The organism is Achromobacter sp. ACM03 (genome assembly GCF_014851665.1).
Taxonomy (GTDB): Bacteria; Pseudomonadota; Gammaproteobacteria; order Burkholderiales; family Burkholderiaceae_B; genus Achromobacter; species Achromobacter aegrifaciens.
In genome coordinates this window covers 579,363-604,006 of sequence record NZ_JACVAD010000002.1, presented here as the reverse complement: position 1 = coordinate 604,006, position 24,644 = coordinate 579,363, and the positions used below count along the sequence as shown (strand labels likewise).

The window sequence follows — 24,644 nt, the reverse complement described above, 5'->3', positions numbered from 1 at the left end:
TTTGACGCCAATCCGCGCGAATGGAAAGAAAATTCACCAGCTGTATTGCTAGCATTAATGGCGTGCTGAACATTCGCAATCGGTCCGCGCCTTTGATATGCGCGGCCTTGGGCCGGAACCTCGTCAAATCATGTCTGAACAGATTCGCCGCTTCCCCTCGCTCTCTCATTGGGGCGCATTCACTGCGGTCACGCAAGGCGGCCGGCTGATCGATTGCGAACCGTTCGCCCGCGACATCGCTCCCTCGGGCATCCTGCAATCGATGCCTGCCATGGTCCACTCGCCGCTACGGGTGAACCGGCCAGCCATCCGGAAGGGATGGCTGCGCGACCGGCACTTGTGCGACGGGAGCGAGCGCGGACGTGACGACTACGTTGAGGTCAGTTGGGACGAGGCCCTTGCAGCGGTCCATTCGGAACTCCAGCGAGTGAGGACAGAGCATGGCAGCGAGGCCATCTTTGGCGGCTCGTATGGCTGGTCATCGGCGGGCCGTTTGCACCATGCGCGCACCCAGACGCACCGTTTCCTGAACGCCGGCGGCGGCTTTACGAATCAGGCGGGCAACTATAGCTGGGGCACCGCGCAGTTCCTGCTTCCCCATGTGATCGGCACCTATACGCCGGTTACCGGCCGTGTGACGGACTGGAACAGTGTCACCAGTCATACGCGGCTGCTGATCGCATTCGGCGGCATGCCGTTGCGCAACACGCAGATCACATCGGGCGGCGCCGGGGACCATCCCGTGCCCGGGCAGCTCGAACGGGCGGTAGCCGCTGGCATGGAGCTTGTGGTCATCAGCCCGACCCGGGGAGATGTCCCTGCCGGCGTGCGTGCGCGCTGGATTCCCATTCGTCCCAACACGGACGCGGCCTTGATGCTTGCAATGATCCAGGCGCTGATCGTTGATGGCGTCCACGACGAAGCGTTCCTCCAGACCCACTGCGTTGGATTTCCGGCCTTGCGCGATTATCTCGAAGGCAGTACGGACGGAATCCCGAAGACGCCGGAATGGGCCCAGGCGATCTGCGATGTGCCGGCCGAGACTATCCGCGCACTCGCGCGTCAGGCACGCAACACTCGCACGATGCTGACTTGCGCGTGGTCGTTGCAACGGGCTCATCGCGGCGAACAACCGTATTGGGCAAGCATTGCGCTAGCCGCTGCGTTGGGGCATATCGGGCTGCCTGGCGGGGGCTTTGCGTTTGGGCATGCGTCCATGAATGGCGCGGGAAACCCGCGCATGGAGATCGCGGGACCGGCCATGGAATCGGGACGCAACCCGACCGGCTCGGTGATTCCTGTTGCCCGGGTCACCGACATGCTGCTGCATCCTGGCCAGCACTATGAATTCAATGGGCGGGAAGGTACTTATCCAGACATCAAGATGGTGTACTGGGCCGGCGGCAACCCCTTCCATCACCAGCAGGACCTGAACCGCTTCAGCCGGGCGTGGAGCCGGCCGCAAACGATAGTCGCCCATGAGATCTGGTGGACACCCATGGCGCGGCGCTCGGACATTGTGCTGCCGGCCACCACCACGCTGGAAAGAAATGACATCGGCGGATCGACGCGCGATCGTCACGTGTTCGCCATGCATCAGGCCCTGGCGCCGATCGGCTCCAGCCGCAATGACTTCGACATATACCGGGAACTGGCCGCGCTGGGCGGCTACGAGCATGGTTTTACCGAAGGCCGAGGCGAGATGGAGTGGGTACGGCATATCTACGAATCAATGGCCAAGGAATGGCGCGACTGCGGCCATATGGCCCCTGATTTCGATGCATTCTGGAGCCGCGGGTTCGTGGAAATTCCCGAGCCTGAAAAGCCATTCGTGCTGTTCGAAGAGTTCCGTCGCGACCCCGAGGAACATCCACTGCGTACACCGTCCGGACGCATCGAGCTGTATTCGGAAAAAATCGCCGGATTCGGTTACGCCGATTGCCCGCCCCACCCCAGCTGGCTGACGCCGGACGAATGGCTTGGATCACCCAAGGCTGCAAGGTGGCCGCTGCATCTGCTCACACCGCAGCCCGCGGGCAAGCTCCATTCCCAAATGGATGGCGGCAAGGCATCGGTGGACCTCAAGGTCAATGGCCGGGAGGCCCTGCGCATTTCGCCGTTGGATGCGCAAGCGCGCCGCATCGGCCAGCATGATCTCGTCAAGATTTACAACGACCGTGGCGCGTGCCTTGCAACCGCGCTTATCGACGCCGACCTCAAGCCTGGCGTGGTGGCGCTGCCTACGGGAGCATGGTTTGACGCTGCCGACGAGGAGCTGGAGATACACGGCAACCCCAACGTATTGACGATAGACGTGGGCACTTCCCGCTTGACTCAGGGAAGCAGTGCCCAGTCCGCGCTGGTGGAGGTAATGCGCTGGGAAGAAGCCGCGCCTTCGGTCCGGGCCCTGGAGGTGCCGGCAATTGCCAAATTGGATCGTGCCGCATAGCCGTCTGGCCCGGGTCCGGACACGGCTTTTCCCAAGCGCCCGGAGCGCCCCTCGATGGGGCGCTCTGGTTCTTGGGAAAACGCCTTATTCCGCGGTGATATTGGCCTGCTTGATGATGGCGCTGTATTTGTCCGTCTCGGCCTGGATGTACTGCGCGAAGTCCGCGCTGTTCCGGTAGGAGCTTTCAAAGCCGAGGTTGTCGAGTTGCTCCTTCATGCTGGCGGACGTCATGACTTTCTGCGTGGCGACTTCCAGCTTCTTGAGTATCGGCTCCGGCAACTTGGCTGGCGCCCACAAGCCATACCAGGAATAAAACTCGAAATTCTTCAGCCCGGCTTCGCGCATCGTGGGAACGTCCGGAAGCAAGGGGCTGCGCTTGTCGCCGGTTACCGCCAACGCGCGTATCTTGCCTGACTTGACCATCGGCAGCGAGGAGAGCATTGGATCGGCCAGCGCGTGAACCTGTCCGCCGATCAGATCGGTCAAGGCGGGACCGCCGCCTTTGTAGAGGACGATCGGGATCTTCAGATCGGAAAGACCGCCTTCATATGCAAACTGCGCGATGGCGAGGTGCCCCGCCGAGCCAAAGCCCGTGGTTGCAAAATTGTATTTGTTGGGAGCTGCCTTCACCACACCGACGAACTCCTGCACGGTCTTCGCGGGGACATCGTTGTTCACGCTGAATATCAATGCGCCTTGCGCCAGACCGCTGATGGGGGTGAAATCCTTCACCGCATCGAAGGTCATCTTCTTCCCATAGAGCAGCGGGTTGATGTTGTGGATCGAGGCATTCAGGTACAACGTATAGCCATCTGCCGCCGAACGGGCGACCACGCCTGCGCCCACCATCCCGGACGCGCCTGCCCTGTTGTCGATGATGACCGATTGCTTCAGCTCCTCGCCCAGCTTCACGGCAAATATGCGGGCGAGGCCGTCGACGGAGCCGCCAGGAGGATGAGGCACCACGATGGTAATCGGGCGGCTGGGATAGGAGGCATCCGCCTTCGACTGCGCCTGTACCGAACCCAGCACGGCCAATCCACCGACAACTGCCGCAATGCCTTTCATGCAAAGGCGGCGAGAACGAATAGGGGTATTACGCATGACGAACGATCTCATTGAAAATGGTTGGGCAACGAATACCGCCCCCCCTCTTCGGCCCCGCAATACATGAAAAAAGGCCGGCGTGGAAAGCGGGGATGATCGTAGGCGAATCAGTAGGTGCCTGGATAGGCTGCGCCGTCTATTAAGATATTCTGGCCGCATATATAGCCGGATTGGGCCGCGCAGACATATGCGCAAAGCGCGCCCAATTCCTCGGGCTCGCCGTAGCGGCCGGCAGGATTGTTGGATCCGCGCTCCGTCCACAGCTGTTCAAAACTCTTGCCGCCTGGCTCCAGCATTCCTTCTATGTGATGCCGCTGCGCATCGGTGGCGAAGACGCCCGGAAGCAGGTTGTTGATGGTGACGTTGTGCCGCACCGTCTGGCGGGCCAGGCCCGCAACAAAGCCCACCAGGCAGGAGCGCGCACCATTGGAAAGGCCGAGTTCAAGCTGCGGGGTTTTGACGCTGCGTGAAACGATGTTCACGATGCGGCCGAAGCGGCGTTCCATCATGCCGTCGACGACCCGCCGGATCATGTCGATCGGCCCGAGGGCCATGGCATCAAGGGCCGCATGCCAGTCGGACTGGGTCCACTGGCGGAAGTCGCCGGGCGGCGCGCCGTCTGCGTTATTGACCAGAATATCGGGCGCGGGACACGCTGCAAGCGCCGCCTCCCGCCCTTCATCCGTGGTGATATTGGCAACTGCGTATCGGACCCGGGTTCCCGTGGCCGCCGTGATTTCCTCAGCGGCCTGGGCCAGCGTGCTTTCCGTGCGCGCCGCGATGGTCACGTTGACGCCTTCGCTTGCCAACTGATGGGCGCAGGCGCGGCCCATTCCCTTGCTGCCGCCGAAAACCAGCGCGTGGCGGCCTCGAATTCCCAAATCCATAGCGTTTCCTATTGCAAAGGCGCAGCCCGATCCATGACATGAAATGGCCGGAAAGGAATTCAGTCAGCAGGAAGCCGCAAGGCGGACAATCTCCCAACGCGCGTTCTTTCCGGCCCCATCCTGCAAGGGATCAGGCGGCCTTCAGTTGCAGCGAATTCCAGCCGTACTTCTTGTCCAGCCCCAGCGCCTTGACCGCGCGCAGGCCCTTGAGCAGAGGCTCTCCTTCCAGTGCGCGCAGCGGCTTGCGCAGTTCGCCTGCCGGCAGGCCCACGGCCTTCATCAGCGATTTGATGGCCACGGGGTTGATGGCCGAGTACGAGTAGTGCAGCAATTGCAGATTGCGCAAATAGGATTCGCGGAAGCTGAAGCTGACCTCGGGCGAGGTCCAGGGCTGGGAAATTTCCGTCAACTCTGCCGGCGCGATATTGCCGGTCATGTTGGCCGTGCCATGGCCACCCAGGCTCATGGTCGGCACGACCAGGCCCAGATTGGGCGAATCGCAGCACATTACGGATACGTCGGGCGCGCCGTATAGCACCTGCGCCACCTGGCCCACGCGCGTGGTGGATTCCTTGTGGACCACGTAGTTCGGGTGCTTGAAGATGCGCAGCAGCTGATCCCAGTGCAGATCGCTCTTGACCCGCGGCGGATTGTTGTAGATGCCCAGCGGCAGATCGGTGGCGTCGGCTATCTCGAGGAAATAGCTTTCGATGTCCGCTTCGGAGGCGCAGATGTAGGCAGGCGCTGCCAGAATGGCGCCATCGGCGCCGTTGGCCCGCGCAAAGCGCAGGTAATCCATGGTGGCCTCGGTGTTGTTGCCGGTGCAGCCATAGAAGAGCTTCATCTTGCCGGTCTTCATCTTCGCGGTTTCCACGATGATGTCCTGGCGCTCTTTTTGCGACAGCATGGAAACCTCGCCCGTGGATCCCATGATGAGCACGGCGCTGGTGCCGTTGTCTTCCTGGAACTTCAGCAGTTCGCGGAAGGCTTCGTAATCGGGACTGCCATCCTTGTTGAAGGGCGTAATCAGGGCCACGAAGGACCCGGTGATCTTCATCTTGCTCATGTGTATCTCCAGTAATGGACGAGTCAAAAATGGTGGAAGCTCAAACCGAGCGGGCGACTTCTTTCTGAGTATCTTGCTGCTGCGCGTCCTGGCAGGCAACCATCGCAGCCAAACCTTGCTTCAAGTCGGCGATCAGGTCTTCCGGGTCTTCCAGTCCCACATGCATGCGTACTGCCTTGCCCTTGTGAGGCCAGCGATCACCATGGTGCTTTCCCGGAGTGAACGGTATCGCCAGGCTTTCATATCCGCCCCAGGACACGCCGATTCCGAAATGATGCAAGGCATCGACAAAGGCGGCGACTGATTCGTCGTCGCTGGCGCGCAGGACTACCGTGAACAGGCCGCTTGCCCCCTTGAAATCACGCTTCCAGATGGCATGGCCCGGATGCGACGGCAGCGCGGGATGCACCACGGCCTCGACCTCGGCTTGTTGTTCCAGCCACTGGGCCACGCGGATTCCCGACGCCATATGCTTCTGCAGCCGCACGTCCATGGTGCGCAGCCCGCGCAATGCCAGGAAGATATCGTCGGGACTGGCCGTCTGGCCCATTTCCTGCGTCGTCTCCCTGACCTTGGGCCAGGTGGCTTGGTTGCAGGTCACCACGCCCAGCATGGCATCCGAATGACCCACGATGTACTTGGTCGCGGCATGGATGGACACATCGACGCCATGCTCAAAAGCCTTGAAGAACAATGGCGTGGCCCAGGTGTTGTCCATGACGACAAAGGCGCCGTGCGCGTGTGCGGCCGCCGCGATGGCGGGAATATCCTGGATTTCGAGCGTTTCGGAACCCGGCGATTCGACAAATACGACGCGCGTATTGGGCTGCATGAGCGATTCGATGCGCTTGCCGCAAGCAGGGTCGTAGACCTGTACCTCAACCCCGAAGCGGCTGAGCACGCGATCGAGGAAGGAGCGGGTCGGGGAATAGGCGCTATACGAAACCAGGATATGGTCGCCGGCCTTGAGCAAAGCGGTGAGCGTCGTGGCGATGGCCGCCAGGCCCGAGGGAAAGACCAGGGAGCGGTGTCCGCCTTCCAGGGTGGCCATGGCCTCCTCGAACGCGTGGGTGGTGGCGGTTCCATAGCGGCCATAGGTGGTGGCGCCCGGCTCTTGCGCGGCGCGGGCGCGCTTCATGCCTTCCCATTCCGCCATGCTGCCCGCGAGTATCGTCGATGCCCTGCAGATGGGGGTATTCACCAGGCCGCCAAAACGTTCCGGATGCCGGCCTGCGCTGACGAGTTGAGTGCTTTGCCTCATGAACTTCAATCTCCGTGGATGCACGGCCAGCGCTTCCAGGGGAAGTCGATGACCACTGATGACGTGATCAAGTCTATGAGGAGAGTGGGTGAAAACTCTTCGATTTTTTACCCCTTCCGGAGGCAAAAAGAGAAAAATAATCACCGCCGAATCCTGACAATCTGGCGAAGGCGGACTGGCTAAGCCGGGTCAGCTCAGACCCGGGGGAGGAAAGGCCTCAGCTTCGGGCAGCGGCGCGAGCGCGTCTCGGCCTGCTTGCGTCAAGGGAATTCCACCGGCCCGCGCGTTCTTCGATGGTGGAGGGAAAAATCTCCAGGCAAAGCTTGTGAAGCGAACGCACGAATGGATTCGATTTCAGGAACATGGCTTCGCCGAAATAGATGGGAATCCTCGGCGCATTGGGAAGCGCGATGCAGCTCAGGCGCCGATCCGACTCGTCGATGCACCACGTGGGAAGCAATGCGAAACCCAGGCCTTCATCGACGCAACGCTTGACGCTCATGCTGGTCGAAGTAGACACCGCGACCTTGGGCTGCTCGTTGCCGACCGACAAATAGTCCAGTGCGATATTGCGGAGCATCTGGCCCGGTTCATATGTCACCAGCGGCCGTCCAAGCGCCCATTCCGGAACAGCCGTCTCATCGGCTGGCGCCGGCCAGCTCGACGGGAACGCCAGCGCCGGCTGGTAGTGGCAGATAACGCGCTGCGGAATCACGGTGTCGCCGAAATAGCGCTCGCTCAAACAGACATCCAGCGAGCCGTTGCGAATCAGCTCCGGCAGCGAGACGTCCTTTTCGTAGCCGACGATCTCGACGTTGGGATACATGCGCCGAAACTTCGTCAGCACCGGCGGCAGCAGGTAGTAGAAGATCGCGTGCGGCATCCCGATACGGATGACTGGCCGTTCCTTGTCGATCAGGTTGCCCAGGCGCGTCAGCATGACGTCGAATTCCGGCGCCAGCAGCCGGTAAAGGCTGGTGCCGCGCGGAGTGAGCTTGATCGACTTGGCGCCGCGCCCAGCCACCACCAGCTTCTCGCCGACGCGCTGCTCGAGGCGCCGGATGTGATTGGCCACCGACTGGTAGGTGATGTTCAGCCGGCGCGCCGCGGCGGAATACGTGCCCTCCTGTGCGACAAGGAAAAAAGTCTGCGTGAGAGTAAGGTCCACCTCTTGCATCGCGCCTCCGGCTCGCCGGCTCAAATATAAAATTTCTTGTAGGTTTGGCTCGATGAATTGTATCGCCCCCGGGGGTAGCGGCCTATAACATCGACCTCAGGTTTGGCCTCCGAACCGCGCGGCGGCAACGGCATACAGGTATGTACGCTGCGCAAAAGGGAGGGTAAGTTGAGTGAGCCATGGACAAGAAAGATCGCTGCATCCTCGCGTTGCTTCAGACTGATGCGCGCCTCTCGAACAATGAAATCGCCGAACGGGTCCACCTGTCCCCGACCGCGTGCTGGAAGCGGATTCAGCATCTGCAAGCGTCCGGCCTTATTCGCCGCCAGGTTTGCCTGTTGGACAACAACAAGGCGGGGCTGGGCGTGACTGTGTTCGTGTCGATAAAGACGAACCGCCATGACCTGAATTGGCTCGAGAAATTCTCGCTCGGCGTCAAGGATATGCCGGAGGTCATGGAGTTCTATCGGATGACCGGCGACACCGACTACCTTCTCAAGGTGGTGGTGCCCGATATCGCCGGGTTCGATTTCGTCTACAAGAAGCTCATCCAGGTCGCCGAACTGTTTGACGTCAGTTCGAGTTTTGCGATGGAGGAACTCAAGTACACCACGGCGTTGCCGCTTGACCATCTTTGATGCGCAGGCGCGGCAAGCCCCAGTCTGAGGGAATTGCATCCCAAACCGAGGAATTGGACGTGGCGCGTAATTGGAGCGGGTGATGGGAATCGAACCCACGCTTGAGGCTTGGGAAGCCGCCGTTCTACCATTGAACTACACCCGCTCGGGTGTCGTGCCCTCGGCGCAAAGCCGGAGCAGAGGCGGCGATTATAGCGCGCCTTTTTTCATCGCTGCTGGCCGCCGCCGCCCTGCTGCAACAGGCCCTCAGCCTCAAGGTTGTAAATATGTCCCCAATTTAGTGCATCTGGGCGACAGCGGCATGCCGGGCCTGCCACTACAATTCGGGCTATGAATACGAACACCCCCGAAAACAACCCCGCAGCCACCTCGGCCCCGGCTGCCGCAAGCGCCCCCGCGACGCCTGGCGGCGAGCCCTCGGCTGCCGCCGTCTCCCCGGAAACGCAGGCGGCGCTGGCCAGTACCGCCCACGCGCCCAACAGCCCGGGCGCGACCCATATCCGCAGTTTCGTGCACCGCCGCGGCCACATCACCCAGGGCCAGTTGGCCGCGCTCGAGCGCCTGATGGGCCAATGGTCCATTCCCTATGCGCCGCGCCGCCTGGATCCCGCCGCCGCCTTCGGCCGGCAGGCCCCGACGGTGCTGGAAATCGGCTTCGGCATGGGCGAGACCACCGAGAAGATCGCGCTGGCGCGCCCGGACGACAATTTCCTGGGCGTGGAGGTGTTCAACGCTGGCGTGGGCTCGCTGCTGCGCCGCATTGAAGACTCCAATATCCCGAACCTGCGCATCATCCAGCACGACGCGGTGGAAGTGGTGCGCGACATGATCGCCCCCGATTCGCTGGCCGGCGTGCATATCTATTTCCCCGATCCGTGGCCGAAGAAGCGCCATCACAAGCGCCGCCTGATCCAGCCCGCGTTCATCGCGCTCCTGGCCAGCCGCATCGCGCCGGGCGGCTACATCCATTGCGCCACCGATTGGGAAGACTACGCGGTGCAGATGCTGGAAGTGCTGGGCAATGAGCCGCAGCTTGCGAATACCGCGGACGGCTACGCTCCGCGCCCCGATTACCGCCCTCTGACCAAATTCGAGAACCGCGGCCTGCGACTGGGCCACGGCGTCTGGGACCTGATCTTCAAGCGAGTCGCCTGATGCTATACCCGCCCATCGAACCCTACCGCCAAGGCACGCTGGACACCGGCGACGGCCACCAGATCTACTGGGAACTCTGCGGCAATCCGCAGGGCAAGCCCGCCGTGTTCCTGCATGGCGGCCCCGGCAGCGGCTGCTCGCCCGTGCACCGGCAGCTGTTCGATCCGCAGCGCTACAACGTGCTGCTGTTCGATCAGCGCGGTTGCGGCCGTTCGCAGCCCCACGCCAGCCTGGAGAACAACACGACCTGGCATCTGGTGTCCGACATCGAACGTCTGCGCACCGAGGTCATGGGCGCGGAAAAGTGGCTGGTGTTCGGCGGGTCCTGGGGTTCGACGCTGGCGCTGGCCTATGCGGAAACGCACGTGTCCCACGTCAGCGAACTGGTGCTGCGCGGCATTTTCGGGCTGCGGCGCGCGGAGATCCACTGGTTCTACCAGGAAGGCGCGTCGTGGCTGTTCCCCGACCGCTGGGAAGAGTACCTGGCGCCGATTCCGGAAGACGAGCGCGGCGACCTGGTCGCGGCGTATCACAAGCGCCTGACGGGCGACGACCCGGCCGAGCAGTTGCGCGCCGCCAAGGCCTGGAGCAAATGGGAAGACAGCACCATCACGCTGCTGCCCAGCCCGCGCCACCAGCAAAGCCATGCCGCCGACCGCGCCGCGCTGGCGTTCGCGCGCATCGAGAACCACTACTTCGTGAACCGCGGCTTCATGGAAGAAGGCCAGCTGATACGCGATGCGCACAAGCTGCGCGGCATTCCGGGCACCATCGTGCAGGGGCGCTACGACGTCTGCACGCCCGCGCGCACCGCCTGGGACCTGCACCGCGCCTGGCCCGAAGCCGAATTCCACCTGGTCCCGGATGCGGGCCATGCGTTTGACGAACCCGGCACGTTGGCGCGGCTGATCGCCGCCACCGACGGCTATGCGCGATAACTGAGGAGACCTGCATGCACATCACCCTGAACGGAGACGCACGGGAGTTTCCCCTGGACACGACCGTGAACGAGCTGCTGGAAGCCCTGGGCTATGCCGGCAAGCGCGTGGCCGTGGAACGCAACGGCGAAATCGTGCCCAAGAGCCAGCACGCGCAGACTGCGCTGACGGACGGCGACCAGATCGAAATCGTGGTGGCCGTGGGCGGCGGCTGACACCGGCGCCGCGCTGAAACACTGCCAAGACAAGGGCCGCTGCGATAGCGGCCCTTGTCGCATGTAGCCGCGCGCCCGATGCGGTTTAGACCGATCGCGGCGCATTCCCTGCAAACTGACCAGCATTCTTGCGTAGTCTGCCGACAGGCTAGCAACCTGTTACACGTTAACCCCTCGTCGCCCGGGGAATGTGCGAGTCATAATCGTTCCTGCTGGTTTCGTACGTTCGTCTTGCTGTTGTTCTAGCGTTGCACATCGCCCTCGCGGGGCAGAGGAGGCATCATGAACACCGCAGTCATCATCAACCTGATCATCCAGCTTGTCGCCGGCGCTGCCGCAGGCAATGGCTTGGGAAAGATGCTCCAGCAGTTCAATCTGGGCCCGTTGGGCAATACCATCGCAGGCGCCATCGGCGGCCTGGCAGGGGGTTCCTGGCTGGCTCCGATGATCACCGCCGGAGCGAACGCGGTTGCAGCAGGCAATACGGGACTGGATCTTTCCGCGATCGTCAGCAGCGTGGTCGGCGGCGGCGTCGGTGGCGCCGTGCTGACCTTGATCGCCGGCATCGTGCGCAAAATGTTCATGGGCCAAAAGCCCTGATGGCACTTGTTTCTCTCACCGCAACATAGATAAAGGAAACACTATGGGTCTGCTCAATTTCATCAAGGACGTTGGAGAAAAGCTCTTCGGCGCCAGCGAGGCCAAGGCCGCGACGGCGGACGAATTGAAGAAAGAGCTCGATAAGCACGGCCTGAATGCCGACGGCTTGCAGATCTCGGTCGATGGCGACAAGGTCACGGTGGCGGGCGAGGCCCTCAGCACTGAAGCGGCGGAGAAAATCACTCTGGCGCTGGGCAACACCGTGGGCGTGGCCCAGGTGGACAACCAACTGAAGGTGAAGCAGGCCACCCCGGAAGCCAAGATGTACACGGTGCAGAAGGGCGACAACCTGTGGAAGATTGCCGAAGCGCAATACGGCAAGGGCCAGGGCGCGAAGAACAACCTGATCTTCGAAGCCAACAAGCCCATGCTGACCAGCCCTGACAAGATCTACCCGGGCCAGGTGCTGCGTATCCCGCCCCTGTCCTGATCATTGCCGTAAATCGGACAGGCTGGAAGGCACCCATGCGCTTTCCGGCTTGCATCGCGGCAGGCGCCCCCTGCTAGCCGCGATTACTTGGCCAGACGCAATGTCTGGCCATTTTTTTTGCCTGCGTCTCCAATGAAAAATGCCCCTTTCGGGGCATTCCTGTCCGATGCAAGAAGGCCTTTTTCCGCCGGGCCGCCCCAAGGAAAAAGACCCCCTCGGGGGGGGGCAGGAAGCGCACGCAGTGCGCGCGCCGTGGGGCATCATTTCATTCCAAAGCGGCCCAGGCCCTTCATGCCGCCCATGGCGCGCATCATCTTGGCCATGCCGCCCTTCTTCATCTGCTTCATCATGCCCTGCATCTGGTCGAACTGCGCGAGCAGGCGGTTGACTTCCTGCACCGGCACGCCGGAACCAGCCGCGATGCGACGCTTGCGCGAGGCCTTGATGAGCTCGGGCTTGGCGCGTTCGGCCGCCGTCATGGAGTTCAGGATGCCTTCGGTGCGGCGCAGCTGCTTTTCAGCCTGGCCGCCCTGCAATTGGCCGGCAGCCTGTTGAAACTGGGCGGGCAGCTTTTCCAGCAGCGAGCCCATGTCGCCCAGCTTCTTCACCTGGCCCAGCTGGTCGCGAAAGTCGTTCAGGTCGAACTTGTTGCCCGACTTGATCTTCGCGGCGAGCTTCTGGGCTTCGGCGATGTCGATGTTCTTCTGGGCCTGTTCGACCAGCGAGACGATGTCGCCCATGCCCAGCACGCGCTGCGCCATGCGCTCGGGATAGAACGGCTCCAGGCCATCGAGCTTTTCCGAGACGCCGACGAACTTCAGGGGCTTGCCGGTAACGTGGCGCACCGACAGGGCCGCGCCGCCGCGGGCGTCGCCGTCCAGCTTGGTCAGCACCACGCCGGTCAGGGGCAGCGCTTCGGCAAAGGCGCGCGCGGTGTTGACCGCGTCCTGGCCCTGCATGGCGTCGACCACGAACAGCGTTTCCACCGGCTTGACCAGGTCATGCAGCGCGCGGATTTCGCGCATCATGGCTTCGTCGATGCCCAAACGGCCGGCCGTGTCCAGGATCAGCACGTCATAGTGATGGCGGCGCGCGTGGTCCACCGCGTTGCGGGCGATGTCCTCGGGCTTCTGGCTGGGGTCGGACGGCAGGAAGTCCACGCCCACCTGTGCTGCCACGCTCTTCAGCTGATCGATAGCGGCCGGGCGGTAGACGTCGGCGGACACCACCAGCACTTTCTTCTTGCCGGTCTTGCGGCCGTGCTGGGTGTGCTGGCCTTCGCTGAGCCAGCGCGCCAGCTTGCCGGTGGTGGTGGTCTTGCCGGCGCCCTGCAGGCCTGCCATCAGGATGACGGCAGGCGGCTGCACCGCCAGCGACAGTTCGCCGGAGTCGGCGCCCAGGTCGCCGCCCATCAGGGCGGTCAGTTCCTTGTGGACCACGCCCACCAGGGCCTGGCCCGGGCTGAGGCTGCTGGCGACTTCTTCGCCCAGCGCCTTTTCCTTCACGCGCGCGACGAACTCGCGCACGACGGGCAGTGCCACGTCGGCTTCCAGCAGCGCCATGCGCACTTCGCGCAGCATCTCCTGGGTGTTGGCCTCGGTCAGGCGGGCTTCCCCGCGCAGCGTCTTGACGACGCGCGACAGGCGTTGAGTTAGGTTATCGAGCATGAGAGGCGTTTCCGCTTAAACTAGTTGATTGAACGGTGGCCGCAGGCGCGGATTCTGCGCTTTCGGGCGGCATGCGCCCCAAGGCCCCATCCAGACAACGGTTTCTATGTCACTAGGCATTGTATTTCACACGGCGGCTGCCTTGGCGTACGCGGTGCTGGGAGGGTCGCTTTGGATCCGCCTGGCCCGTGGCGGCGGCGTGGAACAGACCGGCAAAATCGCCCGCCTGTGCCTGCTGGGTGCCCTGGTTCTCCATGGAATCGGGCTGCAACAATCGATGCTGGGGGCCCAGCATCTGTTCATCGGGTGGGCGTTGGCCCTGTCCGCGGCCATCTGGCTGGGCATGGTGGTGTTCTGGCTGGAAAGCCTGCTGGTGCGCATAGACGGCCTGCAATTGCTGCTGCTGCCGGCAGCCACCATCGCCAGCGGCCTGGCCGCAATCTTTCCCCAGGGCCAATTCGTGCCCCATGCCAACGACGCGTGGCTGCGCGTCCACCTGCTGATCGCCCTGGCGGCCTACGGCCTGATCACCATCGCCGCGCTGCACGCCATGATGATGGCGCTGCTGGACCGCCATCTGCATCGCCCGCTGGAAGCTCCCGCCGAACGCAGCATCGTCGGCCGCGTGCTGGACTCCCAGCCGCCGCTGCTGGTGCAGGAACAGCTGCTGTTCCGCATCATCTGGATCGGCTTCATCGTGCTGACGCTGGCCGTGGGCACGGGTTCGGTGGCGTCCATGAAGCTGACGGGCAAGATCCTGCCCTTCGACCACAAGACCGTGTTCACGCTGCTGTCATGGCTGACCTTCGGCGTGCTGCTGGCCGGCCGCCACGTCTGGGGCTGGCGCGGCCGCGTCGCCCTGCGCTGGACGCTTACGGGTTTCGGGTTCCTGATTCTGGCCTATACCGGCAGCCGGTTCGTGCTGGAAATGATTCTGCATCGAGGTTGAAGTGGGCAAGTTGCTGTTCTGGATTGTTCTGATCATCCTGGTGCTGTTCGTGGCCCGTCTGGCGGGCCGCATGGCCGCGGCGCGGCAAGCCGGCCAGCCGGGCGCGAAAAAGCCCAAGGCCGATGCGCGCGGCCCCAAGCCGCTGGAGTCCATGGTGCGCTGCGCCCACTGTGGCATCCATCTGCCCCGGTCCGAAGCCTTGCAGCAGAACGGCCAGACCTGGTGCAGCTCGGAACACGCGCGCCTGGGCCCGGCCCGACACTGATCCGCCTGATTAGAGGCTTGCCGCCCTGCACGGCATAATGCGTGTTGGAAACCACACGCATGCTCTCTTCCCATGGCCTTGCTTCTGGATCGTCATGGCTGGCTGGCGCCAGCCCCGGGTGTTTCGCTCATGCCCTCCCCCAACTGCGACGCGCGCCCTGCCGGCGCGCAGGCGTCGCTGCTGGTGCTGCACAACATCAGCCTGCCGCCGGGGCGATTCGGCGGCCCTGAAGTCGCGGGGCTGTTCCTGAATACGCTGGACTACGGTTCGCATCCCTGGCTGGAACGGCTGCGCGGCCTGCGCGTGTCGGCGCATTTCTTCATCCGCCGCGACGGCAGCATCATCCAGTTCGTATCCACCGACGAACGCGCCTGGCATGCGGGCGTGTCGCGTTTTGCCGGCCGCGAACGCTGCAATGACTTTTCCATCGGCATCGAGCTCGAGGGCACGGATACCCTGCCCTATGCCGAAGAGCAATACCTGGCGCTGCGCAAGCTGACGCCGGCTCTGCGCGCGCGCCATCCGCTGGCCGCCGCCTGGGGCCATGAACACATCGCCCCGGGCCGCAAGACCGATCCCGGACCCGCTTTCAACTGGACGCGCTTCTCGCGCGACAGCGGCTTTGCACGGCGGCAGTTGCCGCCCGTCTGACACTAAAGGAATGGTTATGTTGAAGATCTGGGGACGCCTGACTTCCGTCAACGTTCAGAAAGTCATGCTGGCGGTGCGCGAACTGGCCCTGCCGCACTCCTTCACGCAGGCTGGCGGTCCGTTCGGCGTGGTCGACACGCCCGAATTCGCCAAGCTGAATCCCAACCGTACGGTCCCCGTCATCGACGACGGCGGCTTCGTGCTGTGGGAATCGAACGCCATCGTGCGCTATCTGTCCGCGCGCTACGGCGTGGGCAGCCTGTGGCCGGAAGACGTGTGCCTGCGCGCCGACGCCGACCGCTGGATGGACTGGCAGGCCACCGAATGGCAGGGCGTCATGGGTCCGGCGTTCCTGGGCCTGATCCGCACGCCCGAGGAAAAGCGCGACCGCGCCGCCATCGAGAACTCGGTCAAGCGTTCGAATGCCCGAGCCCTGATCCTGGACCAGGCCCTGCAGGGCCGCGAGTTCATCGCCGGCCGCCAACTGACCATGGGTGATATCGCCCTGGTCTGCTCCGCCCACCGCTGGCTGGCCCTGCCGATCGAACGACCGGACACGCCAGCGCTGTCGGCCTGGTACCGCCGCGTCATGATGCGTCCGGCCCCGCAGGGCGTGCTGACGCTGCCGCTGGAATAAGACACAGGGCCGCGGCCTCAGCCGCGGTCCACCTTCCATCCCAGTTCCGCTGAAATCCCCGCTGCGGCGCCCTGCACCACGGCGACCATGTCGCGCATGCGATCCAGCGACATATAGGGCACCGTGCTGGACACACTGATGGCGGCGACGATGCCGCTGGACGCGTCGCGCACGGGCGCCGCCACGCAGCGGATCGACGGTTCGTTGTCTTCCAGGTCGAACGCGTAGCCGTGGGCGGCATAGTCGCGCATACGGTCGCGGAAGGCCTCCCAGGTCTGGCTGCCGCCTCCCGCGCGCGACGACACCGGCGCGCCGACACGGTACAGCGCTTTCCACTGCGGTTCTTCGGTATCCAGCAGCAAGGCCTTGCCCACGCCCGTGGCGGCCAGCGGCATGCGGTGCCCCACGCGCGAGCGCATCTCCAGCCCCTTCTTGCCGGGGATCTTTTCCAGGTACAGGACTTCGTCGTTGTCGCGCACGGCCAGGTGGATGGTGTCGCCCGTCTGTTCCGCCAGGCTGTCCAGATAAGGACGCGCCAGCGTCGCCATCGGAAAGGCTTCGCGCGCCTGGAAACCCAGTTCGATCAGCTTCGGCCCCAGCACATAGCCCACGCCGGGCAGGGACCGCAGATAGCGTTCCTGCACCAGGCAGCTGGCCAGCCGGTGCGTGGTGCTGCGCGCCACGCCGATGCGGGCGCAGATTTCCTTCAGGTCGCGCGCGCCGCCGGACACGGCCTGCACCACCGCCAGGCCGCGCATCAGCGTCTGCGTGCCGGCGGGCGCGGCGCCATCGGGGTCCAGGGTGGGCGTACGGTCGGGAGTCTGCGTAGAGGTCATGAAAGCGGGGCCGGGCGACAAAGAGAACGATTGCAAGCATAACCGCCACCATCGCGGCGAGATGCGGGGAAAAGGCGCGCTTTCCGGGCGATATGCCCGGAGGATGCTCCAGGCGCAGGGAGCGCGCCTCATCACCGTTCTTTCCCTGTATGTGGGATTTAATTCTATATTTTGAGATTTTTCAAGCGCTGATCTAGAATTTTTCCCATCGCCCGCCGCGTGCTCACGAACATCCGGCAGGCCTGAGACAACAAGGTCCGCAGAGCCCTGCCCCCGCGCCAGCCTCACCGCGCGTCCGCAGCCCGGTTTGCGGCCGGAAACGAGACAGCTTCTGATGACTACCGGATCTCCCGCCCGCGCGGCGCTTATCGCGCTGGATTGGGGCACCTCCTCGCTGCGCGCCTACCGTCTGGACGCCGCCGGCCGCACGCTGGATACGCGCCATCTGCCCTGGGGCATCATGCGCCTGCCGCAGCCGCTGCAGGACGGCGCCGCCACCACCGCCCTGTCGGGCTTCGAGCTGGCCTTCGAACAGGCTTGCGGCGATTGGCTGCGCGCCGAACCGGCCCTGCCTGTGATCGCCTGCGGCATGGTCGGCAGCGCCCAGGGCTGGAAGGAAGCCGCCTACCTGGACGTGCCGGTCGACCTGCAGCGCATCGGCACGCTGCTGACCAAGGTCGAACGCGAGGACGGCCCTGCCCTGCACATCGTGCCCGGCCTGATCCAGCGCCATGGCCTGCCCAACGTCATACGCGGCGAAGAAACCCAGGTCGTCGGCGTGATGGCGGACCAGGCGACCCGCAGCGCCGACAGCGTCCTGATAGGCCTGCCCGGCACGCATTCGAAGTGGGTCAGCGCCCGCCGCGGCCGCGTCACCCACTTCGACACCTTCATGACCGGCGAGGTCTACGCGGCGCTGCGCGGCCACACCATCCTGGGCCGGACCATGGCCGACGCCGCCAGCGCCGACATGGCCGCCTTCGAGCGCGGCCTGAAAGTTGCCGGAGCGCCCGCCGGCCGCGCGGGCGTGCTGTCCACCATCTTCAGCACGCGCGCGCTCGGCCTGACCGGCGAACTGGCGCCCGAATCGCAGGCTGACTATCTGTCGGGCCTGCTCATCGGCCATGAAATCGCGGCGCTTGCCGACATGCTGCAGCAGCAGGGCGAACTGCCCCGCATCGTGCTTTGCGGCGACCCCGCGCTGTGCCGGCGCTACATCCAGGCCATGCAGCACTACGGCCTGGGCACGCCCGAACAGGCGCAGAACGCCACCGAGCGCGGCCTGTGGCACCTGGCCATCTGCGCCGGGCTGATCGCCTCGCCCCCCACGGAATAGGAACCAAACATGAACCATCCCGGTCTGCAAACCGCCATGGCCCACTGCGGCCTGATCGCCATCCTGCGCGGCATCAAGCCCGCCGAGGCCGAAGCCATAGGGCAGGAACTCTATGCCGCGGGCTTTCGCCTGATCGAAGTGCCGCTGAATTCGCCCGATCCGCTGGACAGCATCCGCGCCATGCGCGCGGCGCTGCCCACCGACTGCCTGATCGGCGCGGGCACCGTGCTGGATCCCGAGGACTGCGCCCGCGTGCAGCAGGCCGGCGGCGAACTGATCGTCATGCCGCACAGCGACGCCGCAGTGATCCGCGCGGCCAAGGCGCTAGGCATGGCCTCCTGCCCCGGCGTGGCCACGCCCACCGAAGCCTACGCCGCACTGGCGGCCGGCGCCGACGTGCTGAAGATGTTTCCGGCCGAACAACTCGGCCCCGTCGTGCTGAAGGCCTGGCGCGCCGTGCTGCGCCCGCCGATCGCGCTGGCGCCCGTGGGCGGCATCACGCCCGACAACATCGCGATTTACGCCCAGGCGGGCGCCAGCGGCTTCGGCCTGGGCTCCGCCTTGTACAAACCCGGCCTGTCGGCCGCCCAAGTCGGCCAGAACGCGCGCGCATTCATCGCGGCCTGGCAACGCGCCTATCCCGCCCAGGAGACCCAAGCATGAAGATCACCAAGCTCACCACCTACATCGTGCCGCCGCGGTGGTGCTTCCTGAAGATTGAAACGGACGCCGGCATCGTAGGGTGGGGCGAACCGGTCGTCGAAGGCCGCGCCCATTCGGTCGCCGCCGCCGTCGAGGAACTATCCGACTACCTGATCGGCAAAGACCCCCGCAACATCGAAGACCACTGGACCGTGCTGTACCGCGGCGGCTTCTACCGCGGCGGCGCCGTCCACATGAGCGCGCTGGCCGGCATCGACCAGGCCCTGTGGGACATCAAGGGCAAGCACCTGGGCGTACCCGTGTCGCAGCTGCTGGGCGGCAACGTGCGCGACCGCATCCGCGTGTACTCGTGGATCGGCGGCGACCGCCCGGCCGACACCGCCGCGGCCGCCAAGAGCGCCGTGGAGCGTGGCTTCACCGCCGTGAAGATGAACGGCACCGAGGAACTGCAGTACATCGATTCCTTCGACAAGGTCGAGAAGTGCCTGGAGAACGTGGCCGCCGTGCGCGACGCGGTCGGCCCCAACGTGGGCATAGGCGTGGACTTCCATGGCCGCGTGCACAAGCCCATGGCCAAGGTGCTGATGAAGGAGCTGGATCCGTTCAAGCTCATGTTCATCGAAGAACCCGTGCTGAGCGAACACTACGAAGCATTGAAGGAACTGGCCCCGCTGACCTCCACCCCGATCGCGCTGGGCGAACGCCTGTTCTCGCGCTGGGACTTCAAGCGCGTGCTGTCCGAAGGCTATGTGGACATTATCCAGCCTGACCCGTCGCACGCCGGCGGCATCACCGAGACCCGCAAGATCGCGGCCATGGCCGAAGCCTATGACGTGGCGCTGGCGCTGCACTGCCCGCTGGGCCCGATCGCGCTGGCCACCTGCCTGCAGATCGACGCCGGTTGCTACAACGCCTTCATCCAGGACAAAGCCTGGGCATCCACTACAACGCCGCCAATGACCTGCTGGACTACGTCAGCAACCGCGAAGTCTTCGCGTACGAAGACGGCATGGTCGCGATTCCGCAAGGCCCGGGCCTGGGCATCGAGGTCAACGAGGAATACGTGAAGGAACGCGCCGCCGTGGGCCACCGCTGGCGCAACCCGATCTGGCGCCACGCCGACGGCAGCTTCGCCGAATGGTAAGCCGATAAAAATCAGCCGATAGAGAGAAAGAGGAGACATCCCTTGTCCACTGCCACCCACGCCGGCCTGCAGGGCGCCCAGCGCCCCACGCGCAGCCGGTACCTCATCATGGTGATGCTGTTCATCACCGTCGTCATCAACTACCTGGACCGCAGCAACCTGTCGATCGCAGCACCCGCGCTCAAGGACGAGTTCGGCCTGGACACCGTGCATGAAGGCCTGATCCTGTCGGCCTTCGGCTGGACTTACGCCGCCATGCAGATCCCCGGCGGCTGGCTGGTGGACCGCGTGTCGCCGCGCGTGCTGTACGCGGCCGCGCTGATCCTGTGGTCGGCAGCCACGTTCTTCATGGGCTTTGCCGGCAGCTTTGTCATCCTGTTCGTGCTGCGCCTGGCCGTGGGCGCGCTGGAAGCGCCCGCCTATCCGATCAACAACCGCGTCGTCACCACCTGGTTCCCGGAACGCGAACGCGCCACCGCCATCGGCTTCTATACCTCGGGCCAGTTCGTCGGCCTGGCGTTCCTGACGCCGGTGCTGGCCTGGCTGCAGCACCATTACGGCTGGCATATGGTGTTCGTCAGCACCGGCCTGCTGGGCATCGTGTGGGGCGTGCTGTGGTTCATGATCTACCGCGAGCCGCGGCAGTTCAAGGGCGCGAACGCGGCGGAAATCGAGCTGATCCAGCAGGGCGGCGGCGTGGTCGACCTGGACCGCAGCGTCAAGGAAAAGAAGGCCCCGTTCAACTGGAACGACCTGGGCCTGGTCATGAGCAAGCGCAAGCTGTGGGGCGTGTACCTGGGCCAGTTCTGCCTGACGTCCACGCTGTGGTTCTTCCTGACCTGGTTCCCCACTTACCTGGTCAAGTACCGCGGCATGGACTTCATCAAGTCCGGCTTCCTGGCGTCGGTGCCCTTCCTGGCGGCCTTCATCGGCGTGCTGTGCTCGGGCGTGCTGTCCGACTTCCTGATCCGCCGCGGCGCCACCGTCGGCCTGGCGCGCAAGCTGCCCATCATCCTGGGCCTGCTGATATCCACGTCCATGATCGGCGCCAACTTCACCGACTCCACGCCTTGGGTGATCTTCTTCCTGGCCGTAGCCTTCTTCGGCAACGGCCTGGCGTCGATCACCTGGTCGCTGGTGTCCACGCTGGCGCCGGTGCGCCTCCTGGGCCTGACGGGCGGGGTGTTCAATTTCGTCGGCAACCTGTCGTCGATCTGCACGCCCATCGTCATCGGCTTCCTGGTGACGAAGGACAGCTTCGCGCCCGCCATCGTGTACGTGTCGTCGCTGGCCCTGCTGGGTGCGCTGTCGTACATCCTGCTGGTGGGGAAGGTGGAACGGATCGAGGCCTGAGCGACGCCGCGATTTCCCTGCATGAAGAAAGGGCGCCTGCATGCACAGGCGCCCTGTTTACTTGCTGCGCGTCGCGGCTTCAACAGCCCTGCATCGCCAGCTTGCGTTGGCGCTGGTTGCTGGCGCGCTGCCACAGCACCAGGCCCAGACCCGCTGCGGCGATGATTGCGCCGGCGACCGGCACCGCGGCATAGCCCATGCCCGCCGAGATCACGCCCCCGCCCGCTGCGGCGCCTACCGCGTTACCCAGGTTGAAGGCGCCCACGTTCACTGACGACGCCAGCCCCGGCGCATCGGTGGCGGCGCGCATGACGCGCATCTGCAGCGGCGGCACCACCGCAAACGTGCCGAAACCGAAGATCAGCAGCGCAATCGCGGCGCCGGTCTGCGTCGTAGCGAGCCACGGGAATGCCAGCAGGTCGGCGATGATCAGCACCAGGAAGGCGATCAGGCTGCCATCCAGCGAACGGTCGGCAAAACGCCCGCCCATCGTATTGCCGATAGTGAAGCCGATGCCGATCAGCACCAGCATCGCCGTGACGAAGTTGGGCGATGCGCCCGTCAGTTCGGCCAGGGTCGGCGCCACGTAGGTGTAAAGCGTGAACATCGCGCCCGCGCCCAGCACCGTGGTGAGCAGGGCCACCAGCACCACCGGGCTCTTCAGCACGGCCAGCTCGCGGCGGATGTCGGGACGGCGTCCGGCCTCGCCGGCCGGCAGCGCGAACCACAGCGACAGCATCGCGATCAGGCCCAGCACCGAGGTCGCGGCGAATGACATGCGCCAGCCTATGACCTGGCCCAGCCACGTGGCTGCGGGCACCCCGCCGACGTTGGCGATGGTCAGCCCCAGGAACATGGTGGCCACGGCGCTGGCCTGCTTGTGGCGCGGCACCACGCTGGCCGCCACCAGCGAACCCAGGCCGAAGAAGGCGCCGTGGTTCAGGCTGGTGACCAGGCGCGCCAACAGCAGCGTCGTGTAGTTGGGCGACAGCGCGGACAGCACGTTGCCCACCGTGAAGATCGCCATCAGCACCAGCAAGGCGTTGCGGCGCGACCAGCGCGACAGCGCCAGCGTCATCAGCGGCGCGCCCACCATCACGCCGATGGCGTAGGCGCTGATCAGCATGCCGGCGCTGGGTATGGACACGTCCACCCCTTCGGCGATGACGGGCAACAGGCCCATGGGAGAAAACTCGGTCACGCCGATGCCGAAGGCACCGACGGCGAGCGCCAGCAATGGCAGGCCGGCCTTCACCGGCTGGGAGTCCTGGGGATTCATCTGGTTTCCTTGGGTTCGATTGCGCCGACCGGGAGAGCGGGCCGGCGCAAAGGGGCCGGAACGCGGGAAAACCCGGATCGGAAGACAGGCGTCCAGTATGCCGCCGTCATCCTTGCGAAAAAAGGCAGGAAACAGCGAAACACTTTTGACCTGGAGTCATGAATCGCGAAAAGGGGCCGATTCGTCTCAGGCCAGTCCCAGCAACCTTTCCGTCTCGCGCGCCAGGGCGACCAGGCGCGGGCCGATGTCGGCCGCGCGCTCGCGGTAAGGCCCGTCCTGCGCCGGCACGCCGCAATTGAAGACGTACAGCAACGACTGATAGGGCCTGCCCAGCGGCGCGGCAAAGCCATAGGCGTCCGGCCGCCACTCCAGGTTGTTGCCGCAATATCCCTTGCGCTCCAGATCGCGGCGCGCGGCCGCCAGGCTGGGGAAGTGGGCCTCGTAGTGCCGGGGATCCGCCACGCGCAGCTGGTTCAGGACGACCGCCCGCTCCTCATCCGAAACCCGCGCCAGCCAAGCCTTGCCGGCGGCGCTGGACAACAGCGGCAGCGCCGCGCCTATGTCGGGCCGCGTCTGCAAGGCTTCGTTGGAGCGGGCAGTCTCCACGTACACCATCTGGAGGCGGTCACGTACCACCAGCGACACGGCGCCGCGCGCGTGGTCGGCCAGCTGCTTCATCAGCGGCCGCGCCAATTGCCGGATCTGCATGCTGGCGAGCAAGGGATAGCTCAGCGCCAGCACCGAGGCGCCCAGCCGGTAGCGCGCCGGCTCGCCCTCGCGTTGCAGAAAACCCAATTCAACCAGCGTATGCGTCAAGCGCGCCACGGCGCTGCGCGACAGGCCGGTCTGCTGCGCGAAGTCCTTGTTCGCCAGCACCGGGCGGTCGGCGCGAAAGCACGCCAGGATATCGATGCCGCGCGCCAGCGTGGTGGTGAATTCCCGGTCCTGGTCATGCGTCATTCTGGCGCTCCAGCATTTTTTCCACGCGCGCCACCAGCGTCAGCAGACGCGGCGCGATGCGGCCGCGCAGGTCGCCCGGCCGCAGCCGCGTCACGGGCACGCCGCAGTTGAACACCAGCGCCTGGCCGTCGACCCGCGTGCGCATGGGTACCGCCACCGCGTGCACGTCCGAGTGCCAGTCGCCCTGGCCCACGCAATAGCCATGCTCCGCGTAGTCGCGCTGAGCCTGCTCCCAGTCCGGCGCGTGACGCCGCCAGACGGCGGGATCCTGGCGCCGCAGCGCCGCCAGCAAGGGCTCAGCCTCGTCCGCCGGCGCCTGCGCGAGCCAGGCGCGCCCCATGGCCGAAGGCAGCAGCGGCAGCAAGGCGCCGATGTCCGGCCGGAACGACACGGCGTCATGGCCGCGACAGGTTTCCACGTACACCATGTTCAGGCCGTGATGCATGCCCAGCGAGGCCGAGCCGCCCGCCGCATCGGCCAGGCGCTTCATCAGCGGGCGCGCCAATTGGCGAACCTTGATGCTGGCCAGAAGCGGATAGCTCAGCGACAACACCGCCGTACCAAGCCGGTACCGCCGCAAGCCCCCGTCGTAGCGCAGCAAGCCGCGCTGCATCAGCGTGGTGGTCAAGCGTGAAATCGTGGCCTTGGACAGGCCGGTGCGGTCCGCCAGTTCGCGGTTGCTGAGCGCGGGTTCGCCATGCCGGAACGCCTGCAGCACTGACAAGCCGTGCGCCAGCGTGGTGGCGAAGGCGGGGTCGGCATGGCGCTCGCCGGGGCGGGTGGTCATGGTGGAGGTCCTGGGCGCGGCGCGCGCGGAATGCGCGGTCTGTCCCTGCCGATCATAGAGCAGCGACGGCCCGCCATGCGTTCAAGATATCAAAATACTTGTCTCAAATCCCGCGGCCTTTTGCTAGCCTGGAT

The 24,644-nt window shown here is 64.8% G+C and carries 24 protein-coding genes, 1 tRNA gene and 1 pseudogene; 15 read left to right on the top strand and 11 right to left on the bottom strand.

Translation table 11 applies throughout. From position 1 onward, the window contains the following. The first annotated feature begins 130 nt into the window (after positions 1-130). Entirely contained in the window at positions 131-2,449 is a 2,319-nt protein-coding gene (locus tag IB257_RS11040; RefSeq protein ID WP_192492304.1) for a molybdopterin-dependent oxidoreductase, read from the top strand. Positions 2,450-2,533: 84 nt separating this feature from the next. Here IB257_RS11040 and IB257_RS11035 read toward each other — a convergent pair whose 3' ends face one another. From IB257_RS11035 to IB257_RS11015, 5 genes are all read right to left on the bottom strand, one after another. Next, positions 2,534-3,553 carry a tripartite tricarboxylate transporter substrate binding protein gene (locus tag IB257_RS11035; RefSeq protein ID WP_225588872.1) on the bottom strand — a complete coding sequence of 340 codons (1,020 nt, stop codon included), beginning with the start codon at positions 3,551-3,553 and terminating at the stop codon, positions 2,534-2,536. 110 nt (positions 3,554-3,663) lie between these two features. After that, positions 3,664-4,443 carry an SDR family NAD(P)-dependent oxidoreductase gene (locus IB257_RS11030; protein ID WP_054452198.1) on the bottom strand — a complete coding sequence of 260 codons (780 nt, stop codon included), beginning with the start codon at positions 4,441-4,443 and terminating at the stop codon, positions 3,664-3,666. A 130-nt stretch (positions 4,444-4,573) separates the two neighbouring features. Beyond that, positions 4,574-5,509, bottom strand: a complete 936-nt coding sequence (locus IB257_RS11025) for a 4-hydroxy-tetrahydrodipicolinate synthase (protein ID WP_119450446.1) — start codon at positions 5,507-5,509, stop codon at positions 4,574-4,576. 40 nt (positions 5,510-5,549) lie between these two features. Beyond that, entirely contained in the window at positions 5,550-6,770 is a 1,221-nt protein-coding gene (gene metC, locus IB257_RS11020) for a cystathionine beta-lyase (RefSeq protein WP_175180760.1), read from the bottom strand. Positions 6,771-6,987: 217 nt separating this feature from the next. Beyond that, positions 6,988-7,947: a LysR family transcriptional regulator gene (locus tag IB257_RS11015; RefSeq protein ID WP_054459354.1), complete on the bottom strand. Its 960-nt coding sequence runs from the start codon at positions 7,945-7,947 to the stop codon at positions 6,988-6,990. Positions 7,948-8,126: 179 nt separating this feature from the next. Here IB257_RS11015 and IB257_RS11010 point away from each other — a divergent pair, with 179 nt between their 5' ends. Beyond that, complete coding sequence (locus tag IB257_RS11010; RefSeq protein WP_054459352.1) at positions 8,127-8,585, top strand: Lrp/AsnC family transcriptional regulator; 459 nt, start codon at positions 8,127-8,129, stop codon at positions 8,583-8,585. A gap of 71 nt (positions 8,586-8,656) precedes the next feature. On the opposite strand, the gene IB257_RS11005 is transcribed toward IB257_RS11010, so the two are convergent. Then, positions 8,657-8,730 (bottom strand) — tRNA-Gly (locus tag IB257_RS11005). Positions 8,731-8,915: 185 nt separating this feature from the next. Between IB257_RS11005 and trmB the strand changes: the two genes are divergently transcribed. The 5 genes from trmB (at position 8,916) to lysM (ending at position 11,983) form a co-directional block, all read left to right on the top strand. Further along, positions 8,916-9,740 (top strand): tRNA (guanosine(46)-N7)-methyltransferase TrmB, encoded by an 825-nt coding sequence (gene trmB / locus IB257_RS11000; RefSeq protein WP_192492303.1) that lies wholly within the window; start codon positions 8,916-8,918, stop codon positions 9,738-9,740. Beyond that, positions 9,740-10,678, top strand: coding sequence for a prolyl aminopeptidase (gene pip, locus IB257_RS10995; RefSeq protein ID WP_054459347.1), 939 nt, complete (start codon positions 9,740-9,742; stop codon positions 10,676-10,678). Before trmB ends, pip begins: the two co-directional genes overlap by 1 nt. A gap of 14 nt (positions 10,679-10,692) precedes the next feature. Continuing rightward, positions 10,693-10,893, top strand: a complete 201-nt coding sequence (thiS, locus tag IB257_RS10990; RefSeq protein WP_054459345.1) for a sulfur carrier protein ThiS — start codon at positions 10,693-10,695, stop codon at positions 10,891-10,893. A 282-nt stretch (positions 10,894-11,175) separates the two neighbouring features. After that, positions 11,176-11,493, top strand: a complete 318-nt coding sequence (locus IB257_RS10985; protein ID WP_192492302.1) for a hypothetical protein — start codon at positions 11,176-11,178, stop codon at positions 11,491-11,493. 43 nt (positions 11,494-11,536) lie between these two features. Next, positions 11,537-11,983: a peptidoglycan-binding protein LysM gene (lysM, locus tag IB257_RS10980; RefSeq protein WP_054459342.1), complete on the top strand. Its 447-nt coding sequence runs from the start codon at positions 11,537-11,539 to the stop codon at positions 11,981-11,983. 260 nt (positions 11,984-12,243) lie between these two features. On the opposite strand, the gene ffh is transcribed toward lysM, so the two are convergent. Beyond that, on the bottom strand, positions 12,244-13,650 hold the full coding sequence (gene ffh / locus IB257_RS10975) for a signal recognition particle protein (protein ID WP_054459340.1): 1,407 nt from the start codon (positions 13,648-13,650) through the stop codon (positions 12,244-12,246). 106 nt (positions 13,651-13,756) lie between these two features. Between ffh and IB257_RS10970 the strand changes: the two genes are divergently transcribed. From IB257_RS10970 to IB257_RS10955, 4 genes are all read left to right on the top strand, one after another. Further along, entirely contained in the window at positions 13,757-14,599 is an 843-nt protein-coding gene (locus tag IB257_RS10970; RefSeq protein ID WP_054459338.1) for an inner membrane protein YpjD, read from the top strand. A gap of 1 nt (position 14,600) precedes the next feature. Further along, entirely contained in the window at positions 14,601-14,864 is a 264-nt protein-coding gene (locus IB257_RS10965; RefSeq protein ID WP_192492301.1) for a PP0621 family protein, read from the top strand. Between the two features lie 72 nt (positions 14,865-14,936). Beyond that, positions 14,937-15,515, top strand: coding sequence for a 1,6-anhydro-N-acetylmuramyl-L-alanine amidase AmpD (gene ampD, locus IB257_RS10960; RefSeq protein ID WP_119450465.1), 579 nt, complete (start codon positions 14,937-14,939; stop codon positions 15,513-15,515). A gap of 16 nt (positions 15,516-15,531) precedes the next feature. Continuing rightward, positions 15,532-16,152 (top strand): glutathione S-transferase family protein, encoded by a 621-nt coding sequence (locus tag IB257_RS10955; protein WP_054459332.1) that lies wholly within the window; start codon positions 15,532-15,534, stop codon positions 16,150-16,152. Between the two features lie 17 nt (positions 16,153-16,169). Here the strand turns inward: IB257_RS10955 and IB257_RS10950 are convergent, their stop codons facing one another. Beyond that, positions 16,170-16,988 (bottom strand): IclR family transcriptional regulator, encoded by an 819-nt coding sequence (locus IB257_RS10950; protein ID WP_054459330.1) that lies wholly within the window; start codon positions 16,986-16,988, stop codon positions 16,170-16,172. Between the two features lie 334 nt (positions 16,989-17,322). Between IB257_RS10950 and IB257_RS10945 the strand changes: the two genes are divergently transcribed. The 4 genes and pseudogenes from IB257_RS10945 (at position 17,323) to IB257_RS10930 (ending at position 21,484) form a co-directional block, all read left to right on the top strand. Continuing rightward, positions 17,323-18,324, top strand: coding sequence for a 2-dehydro-3-deoxygalactonokinase (locus tag IB257_RS10945; RefSeq protein ID WP_054459328.1), 1,002 nt, complete (start codon positions 17,323-17,325; stop codon positions 18,322-18,324). 9 nt (positions 18,325-18,333) lie between these two features. After that, the gene (locus IB257_RS10940) at positions 18,334-18,987 is read left to right on the top strand and encodes a 2-dehydro-3-deoxy-6-phosphogalactonate aldolase (RefSeq protein ID WP_054459326.1); all 654 of its coding nucleotides are present in this window, start codon (positions 18,334-18,336) and stop codon (positions 18,985-18,987) included. After that, a pseudogene (gene dgoD / locus IB257_RS10935) lies at positions 18,984-20,131 on the top strand (galactonate dehydratase). Before IB257_RS10940 ends, dgoD begins: the two are co-directional and overlap by 4 nt. Positions 20,132-20,173: 42 nt before the next feature. After that, a complete protein-coding gene (locus IB257_RS10930; protein WP_119450466.1) occupies positions 20,174-21,484 on the top strand; it encodes an MFS transporter in 1,311 nt (436 codons plus the stop codon). Positions 21,485-21,563: 79 nt separating this feature from the next. Here IB257_RS10930 and IB257_RS10925 read toward each other — a convergent pair whose 3' ends face one another. From IB257_RS10925 to IB257_RS10915, 3 genes are all read right to left on the bottom strand, one after another. Next, a complete protein-coding gene (locus tag IB257_RS10925) occupies positions 21,564-22,763 on the bottom strand; it encodes an MFS transporter (RefSeq protein WP_192353818.1) in 1,200 nt (399 codons plus the stop codon). Positions 22,764-22,949: 186 nt separating this feature from the next. Next, entirely contained in the window at positions 22,950-23,723 is a 774-nt protein-coding gene (locus tag IB257_RS10920) for an IclR family transcriptional regulator (protein WP_175180503.1), read from the bottom strand. Then, entirely contained in the window at positions 23,713-24,510 is a 798-nt protein-coding gene (locus tag IB257_RS10915) for an IclR family transcriptional regulator (RefSeq protein ID WP_119450470.1), read from the bottom strand. Before IB257_RS10915 ends, IB257_RS10920 begins: the two co-directional genes overlap by 11 nt. Positions 24,511-24,644 lie beyond the last annotated feature (134 nt).